Origin of the sequence: Bradyrhizobium sp. HKCCYLRH1034 (assembly GCF_051168375.1) — a bacterium.
GTDB lineage: Bacteria > Pseudomonadota > Alphaproteobacteria > Rhizobiales > Xanthobacteraceae > Bradyrhizobium.
The window spans coordinates 520,091-537,105 of sequence record NZ_JBNPUW010000004.1 but is presented as its reverse complement, the minus strand read 5'-3'; the positions used below and the strand labels follow the sequence as shown (position 1 = coordinate 537,105).

Here is a 17,015-nt window from a genome sequence, read left to right as displayed (position 1 = left end):
TCGGATCGGTCTAGATCAAATCCGCCCGCGGGGCACTAGCATCGCTCCCCATCCTGGTCTATTCGACTGGGATGATCAAAGCGCGAACTGCCAAGTTTCAGATCGGCCAGATCGTCCGGCATCGGGTGTTCTCGTTCCGGGGCGTGATTTTCGACATCGATCCGGAGTTCAACAACACCGAGGAATGGTGGTTGTCGATTCCCGAGGAGGTCCGTCCGCACAAGGACCAGCCATTCTATCACCTGCTGGCCGAGAACGCGGAATCCGAATACGTCGCCTATGTCTCCGAGCAGAACCTGGTTCCCGACGAGTCCGGCGAGCCGATCCGCCATTCCCAGGTTGCGGAGATCTTCATCAAGGACAAGTCCGGCGGCTATCGTCCGCGCAATCCGCTGATGAACTGACCTGTCGACCGGAGGGCTTCAACCCAGCGCCGGCGGCGCAGGCTTGATCTTTGGTCCCGGCGCGCAAGTTCCCCTCACATCCGTCCGCAGAACGAAAAAGGCGCTCCGAATGGAGCGCCCTTGATTTTGCGGAATGGACCCGACCGGCGTTACTGCTTCGCCTGCGGCTGGCCCGGCTGGGTCTGCTCGAGCTTCTTGCGCTGCTCCTCGGCGCGCTTCTGCAGCTCTTCCTGCAGCTTCTTCTGGGTTTCTTCGAACTGCTTCGGGTCGGTCGGCGGACCATCATAGGCCTTGGCGAAGCTGCTGTTGCCTTCCTGCAGCGGCAGCGGCAGCGTCAGCGCGGTGCCGTTCGAGTTGATCGCCTGGACGTAGAGGGTCTGGCCCTTCTTGAGGCTGTTCACGAATTCGGGCGTTGCTTCGTAGTCCGACATGCAGCCGTTCTGGAAGCAGATGACGTATTTGCCTTCCATGAACTGGTTGTTGTCGATGACGATGCGGGTTCCGGGCTGCAACTGCATGCCGAGCGGCAGGGTCACACGCAGGATCTTCTTCGGCTCGCCTTCGGGCTCGATGATGACCGCTGCAACCACAGGCTGACCGGATTCGATGCGGCCGTCCTTGCCAATGAAGCAGACCTGCTTGGCGTTGGCATCCTGCCCCTTCAGGCAGAACTTGGTCCACGGCGCATAGATCAGCTGCGGCATCTCCTGCTGAGCCTGGGCCTGAGGCTGGCCGCCGGCGGGAGGAGTGGCAGGGGCCTGGGCGGCCGGAGCGGGAGCCTTGGGAGCGGCAGCCGGAGCCTTCGCCTTCGGCGCTTGAGCCTGCGCAACCGAAGGAGCGAAGGAAACGGCCAGCGCGGTGACCGCGAGCAGCGCGACAAGCCGCCCACGCGGCCCAACCGACGAGGCCAAGTCACGGAAATTCATTGCGGAAAACCCTTTCTGAACGGCAGCGCCCGAGACCGCCAAAGGCGCCACACCAAGCCGTTGAAGCGGCTGTCTCCTCAGGAAATGAGGCGGTTGAGTGACAGGCGTTACCGCCGTAACTCAATCGCCCGCCTTCTTAACGCGGTGCGCGGAAGAATCAATGCCGCGAGACCATGTCGAAGCCGCGGTCTAGCGCTGGCGAGCGTGTGGTAAAAGCCCCTTGTGACCTGTTCCGAATCAAATGCTTGCGCCCCGATCCTGATGCTGCAGCGCATGTTCAGCGCGGCCGTGCGATGTGTCGCCGTCACCCTGGCATTGTTGCCCGAGGTCTACACTCCCATGGCGAAAGCGGCAGAAACTGCGGCGATCGCCATGCATGGTCACCCGGCCTTGCCCGCCGACTTCGACCACATGGCGTACGCGAATCCCGACGCGCCCAAGGGCGGTCGTCTGGTCTGGGGACTGCTCGGCACCTTCGATAGCCTGAACCCGTTCATCGTCCGCGGTATCGCAGTGCAGCAAATCCGCAGCTATGTGGTCGAGAGCCTGCTCACCCGCGGCAATGACGAGCCGTTCACGCTGTATGGCCTGCTGGCGAAAACCGTCGAGACCGACGAGAACAGGACCTATGTCACCTTCCGGCTCGACCCGCGCGCCCGCTTCGCCGACGGCAGCCGGGTGCGCGCCGAGGACGTGGCGTTCTCCTTTGCGCTGCTGCGTGATCACGGCCGCCCCAACCACCGGCAATACTACGGCAAGGTCGCCAGGGTCGACGTGCTTGATCCGCTGACCATCCGGTTCGATTTCGGCGGCGCCGAAGACCGCGAGTTGCCGCTGATCCTCGGCCTGATGCCGATTCTGGCGAAGCACGCGACCGACCTGGCGAGCTTCGAGGACACGACGATGACCGCGCCGCTCGGGTCGGGCCCGTATCGTGTCACCGCGGTGCAGCCGGGATCCAGTGTCACCCTCACCCGCAATCCGGACTATTGGGGACGCGACCTGCCGGTCAACCGCGGATTGTGGAACTTCGACGAGGTCCGGCTCGATTACTACCGCGAGTCCAATGGACAGTTCGAAGCCTTCAAGCGCGGGCTGTACGACTTCCGCGTCGAGACCGAACCGCTGCGCTGGCACGACGGCTACGACTTCCCGGCCGCGCGCAATGGCGAGGTCATCCGCGACAGCTTCACCTCGGGGATGCCGCAGCCCTCGCAGTTCCTGGTGTTCAACACGCGGCGGCCGGTGTTCGCCGACGTGAAGGTGCGCCGTGCGCTGACGCTGCTGTTCGATTTCGAATGGATCAACCGCAACTACTTCTTCGGGCTGTACCGCCGCAGCGGTGGCTATTTCGCCGGATCCGAGCTTTCGGCCTATGGACGTCCAGCCGATGCGGCCGAGCTCGATCTGTTGAAGCCGTACGCCGCGCAGATCCCCCCCGATATCATGGACGGCAGCTACCGCCTGCCGATCACCGACGGGTCCGGCCGCGACCGCGCAACGCTGAAGGCGGCGCTCGATCTGCTTGGCGAGGCCGGCTATGGCTTCGACGGGACGGTCTTGCGGTATCGGACGACGCGGGCCCCCCTCGCCTTCGAGATCCTGGTCACGACGCGCGACCAGGAGCGTATTGCGCTGGCTTACGCCGGCAGTCTCAAGCGGGCCGGCATCAATGCGTCCGTCAGGGTCGTCGATCCCGTGCAGTTCGACCAGCGCCGCCTGAGCTTCGAGTTCGACATGATCCAGAACCGCTGGGACCAGTCGCTGTCTCCCGGCAACGAGCAGGCGTTCTATTGGGGCAGCGAGGCCGCCGACCGCACCGGAACCCGCAACTACATGGGCGCCAAGGACCCGGCGATCGACGCCATGATCGCGGCGCTGTTGCGCGCCCGCGACAGGCCGGAATTTATCTCGACGGTTCGCGCATTGGACCGTACCCTGATGGCGGGGTTCTACGCTATTCCAGTGCTCAATGCCGCCGAGGAATGGATCGCGCGGTGGAATCGTATAGAACGGCCAGAGAGGACAGCTTTGACGGGAGCGCTCCCGGAGAGCTGGTGGCAGCGGCCGGAGCCGGCACGGAAGTGACCAATCGGGGCAATTGGTCGTGGCCGGGTCCGTGAAAGTACGGGGCAACAGGTGAATCAGGCCAATACGTCGCCGACGCTCGACGCGTTGTTTCAACGCATCCTGGCGCGCAAGCCGGATGCGGTTGCGCTGGTCGATCCGATCAACAAGCAGCGCGTCACCGGGCGACCGCCGATGCGCCTGACCTATGCCGAAGCCGATCGCGTGATCTCGGCGCTGGCCGCGCACTTCGTCGACGCCGGCCTGCCGGCTCATTCGGTGATCGCGGTCCAACTGCCCAACACGATCGAGTTCGTGCTGACGGTGCTGGCCGCGCATCGCGCCGGCCTCGTGGTCGCCGTATTCCCGCTGCTGTGGCGTCAGTCGGAGCTCGTGGCGGCGCTGAACCGCACCAGCGCGCGCGCCATCGTCACGATGTCGAAGATCGACGGCGTGATTCACTCCGATCTCGCGATGAATGCGGCGGCGGAGGCGTTCTCGATCCGCCACGTCTGCGGCTTCGGCTCCGATCTGCCCGAGGGGATGTATTCGCTGGACCAGTCGATCGCAAAACCCTCGCGCTCGACGCGCGGGCTCATGCCGGACGGCCGCAAGGCCGCGATCGTCTCCTTCGACGTGACCGCCGACGGCTTCCGCGCCGTGCCGCGCACCCATTTGAGCCTGATCGCCGGTGGGCTCGCCGTCTCGCTCGAGAGCGATCTGCCGCAGGGCGTGAACATGATGTCGGCCTTCCTGCCGTCGTCATTCGCCGGCCTCGCCGCCTCGGTCGTGACCTGGCTGTTGTCCGGCGGCACCCTTGCGCTGCACCACCCGTTCGACGCCGACGCGCTGGAACAGCAGCTCGCGGAGCTGGCCTGCGATACGCTGGTCGCCCCGGCTCAACTCGCCTTGCGTCTCGACGAGGGCAATCTGGCCGCGCGGCTGCCGAACCTGCGCTATGTGCTCGGCCTGTGGCGCGCGCCCGAGCAGGTGGCGTCGAGCGCATCGTGGAGAACGCGCGACATCGAGATGACCGACGTCTATCTGTTCGGTGAAGCCGGACTGTTCGCCGTGCGCCGCACCGCGGCCGATGGCAGTCCCGGGCCGGTCAAGCCGGGCCGCCAGGGCGCGCCGCGCGAACAGCCGGGCTCGTCGATCGCCGGCGAGATCCTGGTGACGCCGAAGGGCACGCTCGGGCTGCGTGGGCCCATGGTCGTGTTGGCCGCCTACGCGCCGCCGCAACCGCCGAGCGACTCGCTGATGCCGGCAGCGCCGCGCGACTACGTCGACACCGAATACGCCGTGCGCCTCGACCGCGCCCAGGACACGATCTCGATCACGGCGCCGCCGGCCGGCGTGATGGCCGTTGGCGGCTACCGCTTCCTCGCCCAGGATCTGCACGAATGGTCGAGGCGGCTGGGCCAGGGCGCGCTGCTCACCGCTCTGCCCGACCGTCTCAGCGGTCACCGCCTCGCGGGCCGCGCGATGGACAATGCGCGCGCGCGGGAAGCGCTCGCCGAGCTGGGACTCAATCCGCTGATGGTCGAGGCCTTCCGCGACCGCGCCGGCTCGGGCGGCTGATCCTGCCGTCCGGACAGCTACGGAACCGTCATGTTTGGAATAGTGTTGACGCTGCGTTAACGGGAGGGACCTAGGATCGCGATGTAACGTCAGCGTATCCTGAGTTCCCTGGATGTCCCCACAAGGCCCGCTTCTCATCGTCTCCTCGTCCACGCGGCCTTCGCTGAGTGCGGCCCTCGCGGTGGCGCAAATTCTCCCCTCCGTCGAGACGCGCTGGGCTGATGCGATCAGCATGATGTCCAAGGTTCAGCCGGCGGCGGTCGTTGCCGTCGTCGAGGATGTTGATGCAACCGAGCTTGCGGCGTTCTCGCGTCATGTCGGCGCGCGCAAGCCGTACGTGCCGCTGATCGCAATCGCACCCGGTGGCGCTGTCCTGCCCGACCACGCCATTCCCTTGCATGGCAGCGACAATCACGAGCGGCTGCTGGCGCGGCTGCGCGCGGCGTTGCGCGTCCGCACGCTGCACACCACCGTGCTGCGCCGTCTCGATGAGAAGAAAGCACCCGACGCCACATTGCCGGAAACAGATCCGCTCGATGACGCGACCGTGCTGCTGCTCGGCCGCGGCAGCTCCCTGCCCGGCCTGTCGGTCGCGCTCGGCGAACGCATGGCGGTCGTCGGCGCGCTGAGCATCGAAGCCGCCGCCAAACATCTGTCGAGCCGCGACATCGACGGCATCGTGCTCGGCGAAGGGTTTTCGCCGCGCGTGGTCGATGCGTTCCTCGCGGTGCTCGCCGAGGACACCCGCTTCCGCAACCTTGCCGTCGTCGTCACTGCCAACCAGCCGGCGCCGCTGCAGGAACTCGCCAATCTCGAGATCATCGCCGGCGCTCCCGCGCACATCGCGGCCAGCGCGCTGCCCTTGATCCGCCAGCACGCCTTCGAAGCCCGCCTCAACCGCACGCTGCGCGCCATCGAAGCCGGCGGCATGCTCGACCCGCAGACCGGCCTGCTCACCCGGAACGCCTTTGCGCGCGACTTTGCCACCGCCGTCAGCCAGACCCAGAAGAGCGGCGGCAGCCTGGCGGTGGCCCGCTTCGCCTTCGATCCGGTCAATCCGCGCGCCCAGTATGACGGCGCCCGCATCATCAGCCGCCTGATGCGGCGGATGGATTTCGGCACCCACGAGGACAACGGCTCCGTCGTCGTCGTGTTCGCCGAGACGGATCTGCGCTCGGCCCACGCCATCGCCCGCCGCCTCTCCAGCGTGATGCGCCACACCTCGCACGGCAAACGCGACACGCGCACGGAGCCTTCGGTCACCGTCGCCGCGCTGCAGCCGGGCGACACCGCGCGCACCTTGCTGGCCCGCGTCTACGGCGAGGCGCAACGCGCGGCTTCATAGAACGATGTTGCCTGCGTCACGGGCGTCATTGCGAGTGACCTGCCACCGAAGTTTCATCCAGTAGCATTTAGAGTCCTGTTGGGCTTTACGCCGAGTGGCGCGGGTGCCGCAACGGGCGAATGGCGGAGCTGGTGGGGGGTGCGCAGCCGATCGCCCGTTACGGTGCGGTTGGCCGCATAGGCCGCAAACTCCTAGGGGCAGGTCACTACAGCAAAGCATATAACGTCAGATCTGAGCCCTTCGTCTGGACCAAGAAAAAGGCCCGGCAACGCCGCTTCAAAGACCGCCGTATCACCGAGCTATGATTCCGGGTACCAGGTCCGCTTGCGCACGCCAGTTGAAACGGTCTCGTGTGCACGCACATGGGTGCAGATCGTGATAACGAGCGCAAGCCGGCTGCACTGCCAGTCAGCGCCGAGCGCGGCGCTAGTGGGTGACGTCACGTTGACCGACAATAATGCCGCTACGCTGGCAAACATCACGCACGCCGCGATCAGCACCGCTCCCTTGTGGGTCCTTGGGTGGGAAATCATGGCCTTGGCTCCTGTACGATGGCCGGAAGAATAAAGGGCAGGCTCCACAGTCCTTGTGAACTAATTCACGACCTGACCCACAGTTTTCGCTGGTGGCCCGAAGGCGTGCGCGATTGCTGGCGCTGGATCAGCGCCGCAGCCGGACTCGCGCGCCGGAGCAAACAGAATCTTTGTTCGGCCACCTCGTCGGCCCGAGGCGGGCGGCGTGGACGGAATGTCAACGCCGAGCGCCTTGGCTGTCTTGAGATTGACGACCAGCTCAAACCTGGTTGTCTGCTCGACGGGCTTCGCGTCCGGCTGCTGCCTCGGCTTGATCTTGATCAAGTTCAGCAGCGTCGCCGCCACGATCATCACCAGGACGCCACCAACACTGAGCGCGATCTGCATCGTCAGCCCCTCCGAGATGCCGAGCAGCGCCAGGCGGCTGGCGAACGTCAGCAGAACGCCGAGGCAGTAGATTGGCAGCGAGTTCTGGCCACAGAGAATGGCGCCGCGCATCACCGGCGTCGTCAGCCCTCGCCAATTGCGAGGCACTAACCATACCACCAAAACCGCAAGGGCCAAGAAATGCAGCAGTCGCAACGGATCGAGATTAGATTTGTCCATCGGGTAAAGCAGCGTCAGCAGCGCCTGCGGGACCAGCGCTTCCAGCGGTTTGATGCTCCAGCTCAATGCGATGATGAGGCTGAACACCAGATAGAGAGCGGCAGCCACAAGCGCGGTGCGTGAGGTCACCCATGGCCGGGCTCTCTTGTCTTCGATCATCCACCACACGCCAAGCACGACCAGCAGCTGCCAAGCCAGCGGATTGAAGGCCCAGTGGCCGTTCGGCCATGCCGGGATGGTCCATCCGAAGACGTGCACCAGTGCGTAAAGCAACAGCGACGCGCCGAGCGTTGCGTTCGGCGCTCGCAGCAGCAGCCACAGCAGCGGCGCGAACAAAAGGTGATAAAGCACGAAGAGCGGCAAGACGTCGGTGTTGACGGGGCAGTATTGCAGGATCGCCGCGTGCGCGAGCGTCACGCCCGGCTGTTCCAACAGAATGCGCGTATTGCTCTCGTCGGCAAGATGGCCGCCGCCTGCGAGGTGAACCATGATGGCGCAGGCGAGCGTGAGCAGCAGAAATGCGACATAAATATCCCAGCTTCGCCACAGCGTCCGGCCGATCACGCCGGTCCACCCCCCGCAGCGCCATGCCTTGCCGTAGGCCAACGCGCAGGTTACGCCCGACACGAACATGAACACTTCCGCGGCATCGCTGAAGCCGTAGTTCCGCAGTGTCAGCCAGCTCCCGATGTTGTTGGGGACATGATCAAGAAAGATGCACCAGAGCGCGATGCCGCGGCAGGCATCAATGCGCAAATCGCGGCCGTAGCCTTTCAGCTCCGGCAACGCGCCTACCGATGGCTTCAGGTCGGCAGTTCGATCATGCATCTGATTGCCCCGTCCGGCGTACGAGCACGCTTCAAGAGGGACCGAATTTGACAGAAAGTCACCGCCGCGCTGCCGGATCGTGACAACGCCGCAATCTAGATTTGCTTCACGCCGACCCCGGCCACCAAAGCTATTACGATAATGATCATATGGCGGCTGGCGGCGCTTGGTAGAACCTGCTGGCGCGTGAGGCTGTCCGTTTGACGATCATCGTTCAAACGGCAGAGCGCGTAAATCAGCCGAAGGTCCACAGAGAGAGGTTCCTAGGTCCTATGATCAAGGTACCGTACAGATCTCGGCATCAATCACCTTTGCCTACAGGCGAAGGAGACCCTGAGTCCCACGACTTTCGTGGTCCGTACTCGCGCTCCTACCGTGCGGTGACTACAATTACACCACACAACGGCATTCGGCTCCTACCTTGAGTGCCCGGCGGCGAACCGCTGGTTGGGCCAAGGATGATGGTGGATAGACGGTATCGAGAGCCAGTCTTCCGCCAGCTTCTTCCTCGCCAAAGACCCGAAGGTGGGTGTATGTTTTTTGAGTTGGATCTCCGTGCAATGGGATGACGGAGAGCTTTTATGAAAGTTCTTATTGTCGACGACCATGCATTAATCCGCGAGGCGTTGCACGCTGTCGTGAAACAACTGAAGCGAGACTCCGTCATTTTTGAAGCTTCGAACGGCCGTGAGGCAGTGCACATAGTCGAGGAACATCCTGACATCAGCCTCATTTTGCTTGATATCAATTTGCCTGATCGAGATGGCTTCTCTGTCCTCCGCGAACTGCGTGACCGCTATGCGACCATTGCTATCGTCATTCTCTCGTCCTCGGATGATCAAGATACAGTCAAGCGTGCCTTCAAACTTGGCGCTCTGGGTTTCATCCCGAAAACTACCGAACGTGAGGTCATGCTCAACGCCATCAAGTTAGTGTTCTCTGGCGGCATTTACATTCCCTCGGAGATACTTGAGGAACCAACGTCTCCGCGGCCTGCAAATAAGCTAGCGACGCGGGACTCTCCCAAGGGTCTCGGGTTGACCGATCGGCAGATTGAAGTGCTTGCGCTCCTGATGAAGGGAAAAAGCAACAAGATCATTGCCAAGACCCTCGATATGGCCGTGCCGACCGTGAAGAACCACATCACGGTCGTTCTCAAGGCACTCAATGTAACGAGTCGCACCGAGGCAGTAATAGAAGTAGGAAAAATGGGCTGGGACTTGTCGCCGAAATCTGATTCATAACGCCGCCCCGGTGTCTCTCCTATCGCCTTGATCCCTCAAGAACTCGTGCATGACAGCGCGGAGCCGCATTGGGTCGACAGGTTTGTGCAGCAAAATGTACCCTCTGTCCTTAGCGTCACGTAATGGTTCGGGTGCCGTATCGCCGCTGGTGAGGATAGCTGGAATTGACGAGCCAAACGCCGCACTAATTTGTTCAATTGCTCGGATACCGGTCTTTCCGCTGGCAAGATGATAGTCCGAGATTATAAGATCGAGGCGTTGTTGGCGCTCAGCCAGTCGGATGAGCGCAGCTTCGTCGGATCCGGCGGTAAGGACGGAGTATCCCCATTTGCCAAGCAATCCGCCCGTCTCCTCTCGCACAATTGGAGCATCGGCAATAACAAGAATTACCTTACCTTCGACCGCTGCGGGGCGAGGTGAGTCGACGGGCTCAGTGGACCTGACGCATTTATCGGCCATCGGAATCAGGATTGAGAATCGCGAACCTCGGCCCACAGTCGAAGCTAAGTCGACTTGATGGTTGAGAAGTACGCGAAGCCTGTCGACAATAGCCAGGCCGAGCCCCAGGCCGCCGTACCGGTTCCGTTCTGGGCCGGGTAGTTGAAAAAACTCGCCAAAGATATTCTGCTTCTGATCCTCAGGAATGCCGGGACCGCTATCCCATACTTCGATACGCAACATTTCACCGCGCCGACGACATCCGACGATGATCCCGCCCCGTGACGTATAGCGCACAGCATTGGATACCAGATTGAGCAGTATGCGTTCGAGCAGCATGGCGTCGCTCCGCACCCAGGCGTCACTTCGCCGAACGCGTAGACGCAAGCCTTTTTCTCGCGTTGCCTGATCAAACGTAGTCTCAATTGTTTGCAACAGGCGCGCGATCGGGAATTCGGTAATTTTGGGTGTAAGGATTCCAGCATCGAGCCTGGAAATATCCAGGAGCGAGTTGAACATTTCATCCATTTCTTTGCGCGTTGCATCGATCCGCTCGATCGTCTTTGTCCTTTCCCCCGATTTGAGCGGCGTGCGCAGCTGTGCAACGAACAGGCCTAGTGCATGTAATGGCTGCCGCAAATCATGGCTTGCCATGGCAAGAAAGCGCGATTTTGCTGCATTGGCGAGCTCCAGCTCTTGCGTACGCTCAGCGACCTTCCGTTCGAGTTCCATCTGCGCGTGGCGCAGACTTTCCTCCGCTTTCTTGCGCACCTCGACGTCGGCGCTCAGTAGCAAGCTTGGAACGGCAATACTGATCAAAAACATCAATACCAGCAGGAATGAAACGTTGAGATCCACGGTCGTGAAGGGGCCGCCGCCCGTGAGCGTCCCCCAAATCGTGATCCCCGCAAGCACCAGCGCAACCGTTGCGGTGTCACGTGGACCGCGGCGCAGCGCCGCCCACAACATTGGCAGGATCGCGAGAAAACCCAATGGATTTCGGCTCGGCGTTTGCTCGATCAGGGGGCTGAAAGCAATGAGTCCAACAGCCGCCGCTGTTGCGAGGACGCCGACCGTCTCCAAAAATTCCTTGCGGTTGAAAGCATGGTAGGGGCTTGATGCCCAAAGCACGATAACGGGGGCAATGACCAGCGCGCCGGTCACATCTCCCAGCCACCATGTGACCCAGGCGTTTGCGAAATTCGTCCGTTCGATGTACCCGGCGGTTGCCAGGCTGGACAGTCCAATGCTGGCGCTGATCGGTGTCGCGATCACGAGGCAAATCAAGGTAAACTTCGCGACAGAATATGGCGTCGAAAACGTATTACATCCGCTCGACCATCGATTGATTAGGTAAGCGCCAACAACCGCTTCAAGAGAGTTACCGGTCGCAATCGCAATCGCGGTGGCAACCGAGCCGGCGGTCGTCGCATTGGCGATCACCGCCGCCGTGAAAATTGCGGGCCAAGTCCGATATCCCCACAACAGCACCGCCGCCAGCGCGACACCTGTCGGTGGCCAAATTGGCGTTGCACTGGGATGAATAGAGGCGAGAGCAAGGCCACCTTTTGCCAGGGCGAAATAGATCAGTCCAATTGCGACCAGACCGCCGGCATAGCTAATGCCTCGGCGGAAATTTATCTCCGGCGATAGTGATCGTGGATCGGACATCGTCGATGCCTGAACTAGGCAGTTGGATCACCCCCCACAACTGACCTTTGATCTTCTTGAAGATCTGCGAAACTGATCTCGTTGATAAAAATCTGTGAAACATTAATCCTCTTTAGGGACTCGTGCGACCATCTCAAGGTTGCACACGCGTTCGAGCCGGACTTAGCTAGCGCTCGCATGATGCCGATACCGGCGAGCATCGCAGGCCCGCCCTGTTCTGCAACTGACCTGCCACCGAAGTTTCATCCGGTAGGATTTAGAGTCCTGTTGGGTTTGACGCCGAGTGGCGCGGGTGCAGCAACGGGCGATTGGCGGAGCTGGTCGGGGTTGCGCAGCCGTTCGCCCGTTGCGGGGAGGTTGGCGGCTGAAGAATGGCGGCGGCCTTGCCGTCGCGCGCTTCGCCTTCGATCACGTCAACCCCCGCGCCCAATATGACGGCGCGCGCATCATCAGCCGGCTGATGCGCCGGATGGATTTCGGGACCCACGAGGACAACGGCTCGGTCGTGGTCGTGTTCGCCGAGACCGATCTGCGTTCGGCCATGCGATCGTGCGGCGGCTGTCGAGCCGTGATGCGCCATACCTCGCATGGCAAGCGCAACGCGCGCATGGAGACGGCGGTGACCGTCGCCGCGCTGTAGCAGGGCGACACCGCACGCACGCTGCTGGCCCGGGTCTATGGCGAGCCGCAGCGCGCGGCGTCGTGAAGCCCACTAGTAAGCCTGCCTCAGGCAAGCACTTCAATTCCGATGAGCCGCCCATCCGCATCGAGATCCAGGATTATGTCGGCGCCAACGTATGAAAGAAGGTCAGACAATGGTACTTGCCTGGCAGAGCACCCCTTTGTTCCTGACCCGGGATGCTCAGGCAACATCAGATACGCCACGTTCGGATCGTCTGCACTGATGCGAAGTGCGATGTTACGTTGCGTCATCGACATCTCCCAAGCAGGCGCATCAACGTCCGTAAGGTGGGTACACGCGCATGCACGATCTCGCCATATGTGAGCGCAAGACGGCGCCGTGCCCGCCATCGCAAGAAATTAGCCGAGCGTACCATAAATTGTAAGGGATCGCTTCCAGCAAGTCCAAGACACGGCGTGTGCGCGTGGCTCGCATATCCTGACTTCGGTCGTCAGATCTCATCGGCTTGGCCACGATCTCAACCGAACACTGGCATCTTCAGATCGCGCATTTGCCCCACTCGTCTGATGCTATCACCCTTAGTTCGGGGGCGTCTGACGAAGCGAAGGATGGCGCGATGCAAAACCGACAATCTCGCGATGAGACCGACTGGATCAGCGTGATCGCGATCGTCTCAGTCTTCACGATCGCCAGCCTTGCGTTGCATTTCGGCTGGATGCTTCGCTAACGCTCCATTGCGCTACGCCGCCTTCTTCTTCTCCGCGAGCTCCGCCAGGTCCTTCAGAATATCCGTGGTCCCGGCCAGCCGCTCTTCCAGCGTCTCCCAGACCTGCAGGAACACGACCTTCATGTCCGGGCGGACCTTGGCGGCCTGGCCGTGACGCTTGATGAAGGCGACGAGGCGGTCCGGATAGGCAAAACTGTTGTCGCGGAAGGCGATGACGGCGCCCTTCGGGCCGGCATCGACCTTCTCGACATTGGCGCGGCGGCAGTAGTTCTTGATCGCGGCGACCTTGAACAGATAGCGCGTCTCGTCCGGCAGCTTGCCGAAGCGATCGCGCAATTCGGCGGCGAAGTTCTCGATCTCGTCGTCGGTCTCGAGATCGGCGAGCCGGCGGTACAGCGACAGCCGCACGGAGAGGTCGGAGACGTAGTCCTCGGGGATCAGCACGGGCATGCCGATCGTGATCTGCGGCGACCAGCGGTCGACCGTCGGCTCGGTGATGCCGGCCTTGAGGTTCTCGATCGCCTCCTCCAGCATCGACTGATAGAGCTCGAAGCCGACCTCCCTGATGTGGCCGGACTGTTCGTCGCCCAGCAGATTGCCGGCGCCGCGGATGTCGAGGTCGTGGCTGGCGAGCTGGAAGCCGGCCCCCAGCGTCTCCAGCGACTGCAGCACGCCCAGGCGCTTTTCGGCCAGTGGGCTGATCTTGTGCGTCGACGGCAGGGTGAACAGCGCATAAGCGCGCAGCTTGGAGCGGCCGACGCGGCCGCGCAGCTGATAGAGCTGGGCAAGGCCGAACATGTCGGCACGGTGCACGATCAGCGTGTTGGCGCGGGGAATGTCGAGGCCGGATTCGACGATCGTGGTCGACAGCAGGATGTCGAACTTGCCGTCGTAGAATGCGCCGATGATGTCCTCGATCACGGTCGGCGCCATCTGGCCGTGCGCGACCGCGACCTTCATCTCCGGCACGGTCTTGTCGAGGAACTCCTTGACCTCGGCGAGATCGTCGATGCGCGGCACCACGTAGAACGCCTGGCCACCGCGATAGCGCTCGCGTAAGAGCGCCTCGCGGATCATCACGGGATCATGCGGCGCGACGAAGGTGCGAACGGCGAGACGATCGACTGGCGGCGAGGCGATGATCGACAACTCGCGCACACCGGTGAGAGCGAGCTGCAAGGTGCGCGGGATCGGCGTTGCCGACAGGGTCAGCACATGCACCTCGGCGCGCAGCTGCTTGAGCCGCTCCTTGTGGCTGACGCCGAAATGCTGCTCCTCGTCGACGATGACGAGGCCGAGATCGCGGAACTTGATCGCCTTGCCGAGCAGCGCATGGGTGCCGACGACGATGTCGACCGAGCCGTCGGCGAGGCCCTTCTTGACCTGATTGAGCTCCTTGGTGCTGACCAGCCGCGACGCCTGTGCGACGTTGACCGGAAAGCCCTTGAAGCGCTCAGCGAAAGTCTTTGCATGCTGGCGCGCGAGCAGCGTGGTCGGCACGACGACGGCGACCTGCTTGCCGTCGAGCGCGACCGCGAACGCGGCCCGCAACGCCACCTCGGTCTTGCCGAAACCGACGTCGCCGCAGACCAGCCGGTCCATCGGACGTCCCGCTTCGAGATCGGCGAGCGTCGCCTGGATCGCAGCGAGCTGATCCTCGGTCTCGTCATAGGGGAAGCGCGCGCAGAACTCGTCATAGAGGCCGGCCTGCACCGGCAGCTTCGGCGCCTCGTGCAGCATGCGTTCGGCGGCGATCTTGATCAGCTCGCCGGCCATCTCGCGGATTCGGTTCTTGAGCTTGGCCTTGCGTGTTTGCCAGCCGGAGCCGCCGAGCTTGTCGAGCTCGACATTGGTCTGGTCGGAACCGTAGCGCGACAACAGCTCGATGTTCTCGACCGGCAGATACAGCTTCGTTTCGCCGGCGTAGCGCAGCTCGAGACAGTCATGCGGCGCGCCGGCGACCTCGAGCGTCTGCAGCCCGACGAAGCGGCCGATGCCGTGATCGACATGAACGACGATGTCGCCGATCGCGAGGCTCGTCACCTCCGAGATGAAATTGTCGAGCTTGCGGCTCGCCCGGCGCGGCCGCACCAGGCGGTCGCCGAGAATGTCCTGCTCGGAGATGACCGCGATCTGATCGGTCTCGAAGCCGGTCTCGAGACCGAGCACCGCGAGCATGGTCTCGTTGCGCGGCGTCGCCTGCACCACGCGCCAGGTGTTGACGCTGGTGACATGGATCAGCTTGTGATCCTTCAGCATGCTCGCCATGCGGTCGCGCGAGCCTTCGCTCCACAGCGCGATCACGACCTTCTTGCGCACCGATTGCAGCGCTTGCACGTGCGCCACCACGGCCTCGAATACGTTGACGGCGGAATCGTTGCGCTCGGGCGCGAAGTTGCGGCCCTGTCGCGCGCCGATGTCGACGACGTTGGCGCTCTCCGGCACCGCGAACGGAGTGACACGCGCCAGCGGGACGGCGGCGAGCCGCTCGGCCCATTCGGAGGACGTCAGATAGAGGCGGTCGACCGTCAGCGGCTTGTAGATCGCCCCGCCGCCGGGATGCTCCATCGCCTCGCGGCGCGCGTCGTAATAATCGATGATCTGCTTGAAGCGCTCGCGCGCGGCATCCTCGCCCTGCGGCTCGATCACGATGGGTGTGTTCGGCAGATAGTCGAACAAGGTCTCCATCTTGTCGTGGAACAGCGGCAGCCAGTGCTCCATGCCCGGATAGCGGCGGCCTTCGCTGACGGCCTCGTACAGCGCATCGTCGCGCTCCGGCGCGCCGAACTCGGCGACATAGCCCATGCGGAAGCGGCGGATGGTGTCGGTGACGAGCTGGAATTCGGAAACGGGCACGAGGTCGAGCGAGCGCATGTCGAGCAGGGTGCGCTGGGTCTCGGCGTCGAAGGTGCGGATCGATTCCAGGCTATCGCCGAAAAAGTCGAAGCGCACGGGCTGGTCGAGGCCGGCCGGGAACAGGTCGAGGATGCCGCCACGCACGGCATATTCGCCGCTTTCGCGGACGGTCGACGAGCGGTGGTAGCCATTGTGCTCAAGCCAGGCGATCACCGAATCCATCGGCACGACATGGCCCGGAGCGACCGACAGCGCCTGCCCCGCCATGGTGTCGCGCGAGGGGACGCGCTGCACGATGGCGTTGACGGTGGTCAGCACGATCAGCGGCTTGTCGCTGCCGGCGAGGCGCGACAGCCGTGCGAGCGTGGTCACGCGCTGGGCGAGGATGCCGCCATGTGGCGAGACGCGGTCATAGGGCTGGCAGTCCCAGGCCGGGAACTGCATCACCGGCAGATCCGGCGCGAAGAAGTCGAGCGCTCGCGCCAGCTGCTGCATCCGGTTGCCGTCGCGGCAGACCACGGCGAGGCTCACCGCCGGCGGCTTCGGCTTGGCCGCGGTGGCGCGCGCGAGGTCGGAGACGACGAGGCTTTCGGCGCCTTCCGCGACGTTGGCGAGCGTGAGCGCGCGCCCCGGCGCGAGGTGCTCGGCGGGCGACTTGACCGGGCTCTTCATCAATCGGCGCCCACCGCGCGGAACGCCTTGATGCGCTCGAACAGCGCCGGAGTCTGCTCCGGCGGCAGCGGCCGGGCGCCGGTGACCGCGGCATAGAAGTCCGGGTCGGGGACTTCGAGCAGTTGCTCAAGCTCGGCCAGCTCGCCTTCGCTGAGGGCGCCGATCTCGGCGTCGGCAAAGCGGCCGAGGATCAGATCCATCTCGCGGGTGCCGCGATGCCAGCAGCGGAACAGGAGCCGCTTGCGGCGGTCGTCAAGGCCTTGGCTCGATCGGGTCGTTCCGGTCATCGCGACATCCTGCTGTTCAACGCCAAAAGCCCGGACGGTGCCGGGCGCGGTTGATATAGCGGTGCACAGCGCCCCTGTCAGCCCCTCCCGGGCTGCAGAACCGGCATGCCCGGCACCTCGAACCTGAGAAAAAGACGTGGATGTCTCGGCATTCGCGGCTATTCCGGCTCCCAAACGGCTTTAAGTG

Annotated in this window: 14 protein-coding genes; 7 read left to right on the top strand and 7 right to left on the bottom strand. The window is 63.3% G+C overall.

All coding sequences use genetic code 11. The features are described from left to right. Nucleotides 1-71 precede the first annotated feature (71 nt). On the top strand, nucleotides 72-404 hold the full coding sequence (hspQ, locus tag ACQR0W_RS12800) for a heat shock protein HspQ (protein ID WP_315711998.1): 333 nt from the start codon (nucleotides 72-74) through the stop codon (nucleotides 402-404). A gap of 149 nt (nucleotides 405-553) precedes the next feature. Here the strand turns inward: hspQ and ACQR0W_RS12795 are convergent, their stop codons facing one another. After that, nucleotides 554-1,330: an invasion associated locus B family protein gene (locus ACQR0W_RS12795; protein ID WP_315751592.1), complete on the bottom strand. Its 777-nt coding sequence runs from the start codon at nucleotides 1,328-1,330 to the stop codon at nucleotides 554-556. A 261-nt stretch (nucleotides 1,331-1,591) separates the two neighbouring features. Between ACQR0W_RS12795 and ACQR0W_RS12790 the strand changes: the two genes are divergently transcribed. The 3 genes from ACQR0W_RS12790 (at nucleotide 1,592) to ACQR0W_RS12780 (ending at nucleotide 6,323) form a co-directional block, all read left to right on the top strand. Continuing rightward, nucleotides 1,592-3,418 (top strand): extracellular solute-binding protein, encoded by a 1,827-nt coding sequence (locus tag ACQR0W_RS12790; RefSeq protein WP_315751593.1) that lies wholly within the window; start codon nucleotides 1,592-1,594, stop codon nucleotides 3,416-3,418. A 51-nt stretch (nucleotides 3,419-3,469) separates the two neighbouring features. Beyond that, nucleotides 3,470-4,978: a class I adenylate-forming enzyme family protein gene (locus ACQR0W_RS12785; RefSeq protein ID WP_316167932.1), complete on the top strand. Its 1,509-nt coding sequence runs from the start codon at nucleotides 3,470-3,472 to the stop codon at nucleotides 4,976-4,978. Between the two features lie 112 nt (nucleotides 4,979-5,090). After that, nucleotides 5,091-6,323 (top strand): GGDEF domain-containing protein, encoded by a 1,233-nt coding sequence (locus tag ACQR0W_RS12780; RefSeq protein ID WP_315828484.1) that lies wholly within the window; start codon nucleotides 5,091-5,093, stop codon nucleotides 6,321-6,323. 299 nt (nucleotides 6,324-6,622) lie between these two features. Here ACQR0W_RS12780 and ACQR0W_RS12775 read toward each other — a convergent pair whose 3' ends face one another. Both ACQR0W_RS12775 and opgC read right to left on the bottom strand, forming a co-directional pair. Continuing rightward, the gene (locus ACQR0W_RS12775; protein ID WP_315712004.1) at nucleotides 6,623-6,856 is read right to left on the bottom strand and encodes a hypothetical protein; all 234 of its coding nucleotides are present in this window, start codon (nucleotides 6,854-6,856) and stop codon (nucleotides 6,623-6,625) included. 60 nt (nucleotides 6,857-6,916) lie between these two features. After that, the gene (gene opgC, locus ACQR0W_RS12770; RefSeq protein WP_316167929.1) at nucleotides 6,917-8,290 is read right to left on the bottom strand and encodes an OpgC domain-containing protein; all 1,374 of its coding nucleotides are present in this window, start codon (nucleotides 8,288-8,290) and stop codon (nucleotides 6,917-6,919) included. 581 nt (nucleotides 8,291-8,871) lie between these two features. On the opposite strand from opgC, the gene ACQR0W_RS12765 reads away from it, so the two are divergent. After that, nucleotides 8,872-9,534: a response regulator transcription factor gene (locus tag ACQR0W_RS12765; protein ID WP_315751597.1), complete on the top strand. Its 663-nt coding sequence runs from the start codon at nucleotides 8,872-8,874 to the stop codon at nucleotides 9,532-9,534. On the opposite strand, the gene ACQR0W_RS12760 is transcribed toward ACQR0W_RS12765, so the two are convergent. Beyond that, nucleotides 9,529-11,643 (bottom strand): MASE1 domain-containing protein, encoded by a 2,115-nt coding sequence (locus ACQR0W_RS12760; RefSeq protein WP_316170512.1) that lies wholly within the window; start codon nucleotides 11,641-11,643, stop codon nucleotides 9,529-9,531. The two genes, ACQR0W_RS12765 and ACQR0W_RS12760, sit on opposite strands and share 6 nt — an antisense overlap. A 346-nt stretch (nucleotides 11,644-11,989) precedes the next feature. Here ACQR0W_RS12760 and ACQR0W_RS12755 point away from each other — a divergent pair, with 346 nt between their 5' ends. Beyond that, on the top strand, nucleotides 11,990-12,283 hold the full coding sequence (locus tag ACQR0W_RS12755; RefSeq protein WP_315712009.1) for a hypothetical protein: 294 nt from the start codon (nucleotides 11,990-11,992) through the stop codon (nucleotides 12,281-12,283). An 86-nt stretch (nucleotides 12,284-12,369) separates the two neighbouring features. On the opposite strand, the gene ACQR0W_RS12750 is transcribed toward ACQR0W_RS12755, so the two are convergent. Beyond that, complete coding sequence (locus ACQR0W_RS12750; protein ID WP_410051202.1) at nucleotides 12,370-12,516, bottom strand: DUF2283 domain-containing protein; 147 nt, start codon at nucleotides 12,514-12,516, stop codon at nucleotides 12,370-12,372. Nucleotides 12,517-12,791: 275 nt separating this feature from the next. On the opposite strand from ACQR0W_RS12750, the gene ACQR0W_RS12745 reads away from it, so the two are divergent. Continuing rightward, the gene (locus ACQR0W_RS12745) at nucleotides 12,792-13,013 is read left to right on the top strand and encodes a hypothetical protein (protein ID WP_315712011.1); all 222 of its coding nucleotides are present in this window, start codon (nucleotides 12,792-12,794) and stop codon (nucleotides 13,011-13,013) included. Nucleotides 13,014-13,025: 12 nt separating this feature from the next. Here the strand turns inward: ACQR0W_RS12745 and mfd are convergent, their stop codons facing one another. Then, on the bottom strand, nucleotides 13,026-16,541 hold the full coding sequence (mfd, locus tag ACQR0W_RS12740; RefSeq protein ID WP_434840686.1) for a transcription-repair coupling factor: 3,516 nt from the start codon (nucleotides 16,539-16,541) through the stop codon (nucleotides 13,026-13,028). Further along, entirely contained in the window at nucleotides 16,541-16,828 is a 288-nt protein-coding gene (locus ACQR0W_RS12735; RefSeq protein WP_315751602.1) for a succinate dehydrogenase assembly factor 2, read from the bottom strand. The genes mfd and ACQR0W_RS12735 overlap by 1 nt, the downstream gene beginning before the upstream one ends. Nucleotides 16,829-17,015 lie beyond the last annotated feature (187 nt).